This window comes from Fretibacterium fastidiosum (assembly GCF_000210715.1).
GTDB lineage: Bacteria > Synergistota > Synergistia > Synergistales > Aminobacteriaceae > Fretibacterium > Fretibacterium fastidiosum.
In genome coordinates this window covers 1984577-1988650 of the sequence record NC_021038.1, presented here as the reverse complement: position 1 = coordinate 1988650, position 4074 = coordinate 1984577, and the positions used below count along the sequence as shown (strand labels likewise).

General features: G+C 65.8%; 3 protein-coding genes. All 3 read right to left on the bottom strand.

Translation table 11 applies throughout. The features are described from left to right. A partial coding sequence (locus SY1_RS09110) for a pyruvate carboxylase subunit B (protein WP_208873542.1) occupies window positions 1-1198 on the bottom strand: 1198 nt, incomplete at its 3' end. 128 nt (window positions 1199-1326) lie between these two features. After that, window positions 1327-2175: a nucleoside triphosphate pyrophosphohydrolase gene (mazG, locus tag SY1_RS09105; protein WP_243440651.1), complete on the bottom strand. Its 849-nt coding sequence runs from the start codon at window positions 2173-2175 to the stop codon at window positions 1327-1329. 169 nt (window positions 2176-2344) lie between these two features. Then, window positions 2345-4074 (bottom strand): flagellar filament capping protein FliD (gene fliD, locus SY1_RS09100; RefSeq protein ID WP_208873539.1); only part of this gene is annotated, 1730 nt, incomplete at its 5' end.

Sequence of the window (4074 nt, the reverse complement as noted above, 5' to 3'; positions counted from 1 at the left end):
AGGTGATGGGCTCCTCGTCGCCGATGGCGATCTTCCGGACCTCCGGGTCCACCGGCGCCGGCGGCTGGCCGTAGTAGCCCTGGAAGTACAGGCGGATCTCCTTGGGGATCACCTTCCAGCGCTGACCCGTCAGGACGTTCAGCGTCGCCTGGGTGCCCACCATCTGGCTGCTGGGCGTCACGAGGGGCGGGTAGCCCATGGCCTTGCGCACCACCGGCACCTCCTTCAGCACGTCCTCCAGCTTGTCCAGCGCGTTCTGCTCCTTCAGCTGGTTCACGAGGTTGGAGTACATGCCGCCCGGAATCTGGTAACGCAGGATGTTGATGTTGACGCCCGCCACGGCCGGCAGGAGGGCCTTGTACTTCTCCCGGACCTTCTTGAAGTGCTCGCACACGGGGAGCAGCTTCTCGAGGTCGATGCCCGTATCCAGCTCCCCGCCCGCCAGCGCCGCCACCATGGACTCCGTGGGGGGCTGGCTGGTGCCCAGAGAGAAGGGCGAGATCGCCGTATCCACGATGTCCGCGCCCGCCTCCAGCCCCGCGTAGTACGTCATGGACGCGAGGCCCGTCGTGGAGTGGCTGTGGATCTCGATGGGCAGGCTCACCCGCTCCTTGATGGCCCGGACCAGCTTCGCGCAGTCCACGGGGCTCAACAGGCCCGCCATGTCCTTGATGGCGATGGAGTCCGCCCCCATCTCCGCCATCCTCTGGGCCATCTCCGCGAAGGCCTCCAGGGTGTGGACTGGGGACAGGGTGTAGGAGATGCAGAGCTGGAGGTGCGCCCCCTCCTTCTTCACCTGGTCCGCCGTCGTCTCCACGTTGCGCAGGTCGTTCAGCGCGTCGAAGATGCGGACGATGTCGATGCCGTTGCCCACGGCGCGCTTGACGAACTCCCGCGCCACGTCGTCCGCGTAGTGACGGTAGCCCACCAGGTTCTGGCCACGCAGGAGCATCTGCAGCTTCGTCCTCTTGATTCGGGACCGGATCAGGCGCAGGCGGTCCCAGGGGTCCTCGTCCAGGAAGCGCATGCAGCTGTCGAACGTCGCGCCCCCCCACATCTCAAGGGCCCAGTAGCCCGCCTCGTCCATCCTCTCCAGGACGGGCAGCATGTCCTTCGTGCTCATCCTCGTGGCGATGAGGGATTGATGTGCGTCCCTCAGCACCGTCTCCGTGATGCGAACCCTTCTTGCCTCACCCATCGCAAACCTCCGTGCTCTGTCCGCGGCGCCCCGCGCCACGCCGATTATGTCGATTACTAAGTCTTTTAAGAAAGCGGCCCTCGACAATCCGCCGCCGTTCCGTACCCGATAGAAAAACCCGCGGGGCGTCACCGCGGGGACGCCGACCCGCGACCCCGCTCTCCCTCGTGGAGCAGGCGCTCCTTGGCGCGGTCCCACAGGGCGTCCAGCTCCGCCAGCGAGCGGTCGGACATCGCCCGCCCCTCCCCGGCGGCCATGCGCTCCATCAGCTGAAAGCGGTCCTTGAACTTGGCGCAGACGCGGGACAGCGCCGCATCCGGGTCCACCTTCAGTCGGCGCGCCAGGTTGACGGTCATGAACAGCACGTCCCCCAGCTCCTCCTCCACGTCCCGGGAGTCCCCTCGGCTCGCGGCCTCCCACAGCTCATCCAGCTCCTCGTCCAGCTTGGCGAAGAGAGGGGCCGCGTCGCCATCGGGCCAGTCGAAGCCCACGTGGGCGGCCTTGCCCTGTAGGCGGCTGGCCTTGAGCAGGGGCGGCAGGCCCTCCGGCACTCCCGCCAGGATGGAGAGGTCCTGGTGCTTCTCCTGCCGTTCCTCGGCCTTGATGCGCTCCCAGTTGCGCAGCACCGCGTCGCTGTCGCGGGCCTCCTCCGTGCCGAAGACGTGGGGGTGGCGGCGGATCAGCTTGTCGCATATTCCCCGGACCACATCCCTCATGTCGAAGGCTCCGGCCTCCCGCGCCAAAGAGGCGATGAACACCACCTGGAGCAGCAGGTCCCCCGCCTCCTCCTTCACGCCCGCCATATCGCGCCGCGTGATGGCGTCCGCCAGCTCGTAGGCCTCCTCCGTGATGCAGGACCGCAGGCTCTCCATGGTCTGCTTCCGGTCCCAGGGGCAGCCGCCCGGCGCGCGCAGCCGCTCGATGATCTCCACGATCTCGTCGAAATAGTGCCCGCCCCCGCGCTCCAACTCCTTCAAGACAAAAGCACCTCCGCAGGACGTCGGTTCTTCCGCGCCGTCCGCACATAATGATAACATAGCGCGGAGGGCTTGAGGTCCGCCGTCCGAGGCATAAAAAACGCGGCATGGAGAGCCTCCATGCCGCGGTGCCGTCTTCTGCGCCATCCGGACCCTGCGGCGGGCCGGACTACGAGGCCTGCGATCCCGAACCCCTGTTGTTCTGCTGCATCATCCCAATGATGTTGTTGAGGGTGTTGGCCTGCTGCGACAGCTTGGCGATCCGGTTCTCTGCGCCGGCGTACCGCCTGCGCAGGGCCTCCTGCTTCTCCGCCAGGCGCTTCTGGAACTTCTCCAGGTCCTTGTCGATGTCACTGATCTGTTTGGTGAGGTCCCCGATCTCGCGGGTCAGCGTCCCGGAGGTCCCTCCCGCGGAGGACCTCAGCATCGACTTGCAGTAGGTGTCCATCTCGCCCGCAAAGGACACCATCAACTGCTGGACCTCCTCGGAGTTCCTCGTCATGGCCTTCATGAAGGCCTTGGAATCGAACTCCAGCTTGCCGCTCTTGCCGTAGTCGTCCTTCGTCGTCTTGAGCCCCAGCTGGTAGGCGCCCCTGTAGGTGTAGTCCAGCTTGAGGGCCTTCATGGCGGCCTGGCCGGAGAGGGAAACCTCCGTCTTGTCGGCCGCCCGGACCACAAGCCGATTGCCGTCCACCGAGGCCCTGACGTAGTCCTTCGCCTTCCCATCGTCGTCGTAGTGCAGGGCCGCCGCCACCCCTCCCTTCGAGGTGTCGTTGATCCTCTCCGCGATGGTCTCCAGGGTGTCCTCCGGCTTCACGGGGATATCGGCAGAGCGGTCCCCCACCTTCACGCGCAGGGTCGTCTCACCGGCCAGCCCATTCCGGGCCATCGTGCCATAGAGGGCGTCCGCGCTCTTCCGTTCCTTGAAGGTGAAGGTGTAGTCCTGGGAAACGATGGTGCGCAGGCGGCTCTTGCAGTCGCGCAGGAGCGAGTTGCCGTAGAGTGCGCCCCATCTCATGCGGAAGTCGTTGGCGTTCACCGTGGCCTTGGCGGATTTGTCCAGCTCCTTCTCGGAAGAGCGCGTGTTGATCCAGCCCATCAGGTCGTTGTAGCTCGCCACGAAGCTCTCGATGGCCTTGACCGCCTTCTCCGCGTCTTGTTCCACGTCCATCGACACCTTGCCGACGCCCTTCAGCCTGAGGGTCATGCCCTTGATCAGCTCGTTGCCATAGTCCGCGCCGATGTCGTTGGAGGAGCGCGTCACCTTGTTCCCGTCCAGCAGCATGACGGCGTCCTGCGCCTCCGTGAAGTGCTCCGCGTCCTTCAGGTCCAGCCCCAGGGCGCTCAGGAGCCCCGACCCGTTGTCGGACAGCTCGAAGGTGTTCGCCCGACGCTTGTAGTTGACCGTGAGCTCTTTGCCGTGCTCGGGGAGCCCGGTCCGCGGCGTGGGCGCAGAGGTCTGAGTCCAGGTGAACTTACCCGTCAAATTGTCGTAACCGACCTCCAGGGTCCCGTCCGTGGGGCCAGAGAGGGCATGGCCTGTGTCCGGGTCCAGGTTTCTGAACAAGGAGCCGTATTCCACCCTCGTCACTGTGCCGGTCGCCGTGGAGAACCCGTGGCCCTTCATGTTGAGCGAATCCGTGTTGATGCGACTCGTACTGAAGGTCTTGTCCCCTCCCTCCAGCCCGGAGACGGTGAGCGTGTACGGAACGCCGAGTTTGGGCGCGTTCCAGGCCGCCTCGCGGCGCCACCGCACGAGGGTCGTCCCTCCCGTGGACGCGATGAGGTCGAAGTCTTCGCCCCCCCGATACGTCTTATCCCCCTGAGTGATGACGGCCGTGCCGCCGGCGAGGGTCGCATACGGCGCGTTAACGCTGTCCGTGTCCTCCCGCTTCACCT